The organism is Thauera sp. ZXT1-4, from assembly GCF_052598215.2.
In genome coordinates, this window is record NZ_JBQWSN020000131.1 from 1 (window position 1) to 653 (window position 653).

At 59.9% G+C, this 653-nt stretch carries 1 protein-coding gene; it reads right to left on the reverse strand.

All coding sequences use genetic code 11. The features are described from left to right. Positions 1–504, reverse strand: a 504-nt coding sequence (gmtX, locus tag ACUH78_RS19475; RefSeq protein WP_445334469.1) for a gamma-mobile-trio protein GmtX, incomplete at its 3' end; no start/stop codon positions are given. Positions 505–653: the final 149 nt, after the last annotated feature.

The following is a 653-nucleotide window of genomic DNA, read 5'->3' on the forward strand; positions in this document are numbered from 1 at the left end:
GCGCAACGCCTCGATCTCGGAGGGATACAGGCCGGTCGATGCAGGCAGTATCTGAACCGGCTCACGGTTTTCGGCAGGCCTGGGGCGCATGTCGATCACGCGATTGCCTTCAGCCTTGAGCAGCGTAATTTGACGACGCATCTGCCGGTTTTCGGCTAGGATGCCCGACATCATCGAACGCAGCGCCGGGTTCTCGATCTTGTTGAGAAGTTCAATGTAGGGATTCTCGCTGACCTGGCGTACCTTGCGGGTCACACCGCCGGTGTGCTCGGCCCACGCCTTAATCAGCCCTTTGTAGTCGTCGCCCGTCTTGTTATGGATGGCTCCCTTGCTTGGACCGCCCCGATCCGCCGCAATGAGGGCAATGGTGGCCACGGAGAAGTCCCTGCTGCCGCGCTCGTACTGCTCGCGGCACACTTGGTAGATCAGTTCAAGTGAGCGTTGCTTGCGCGGGGTGGCGGTTTTTTTGAGCTGCTCAAGCAGATCGTCAGGATGCATCGTCATGAGGTGCCTCCTTGGGTAGGGACAGCGCCCGTTTGGTCTTGGCATGGTCGATGAGCTCTCTGGCTTTGACCTGGGCGATCTCGCTTAAGACCTCATCCTGAATCCGTGTTGTCTTCAGCGCGTACCCGCTCCGCGAGCCCCAGCGCATG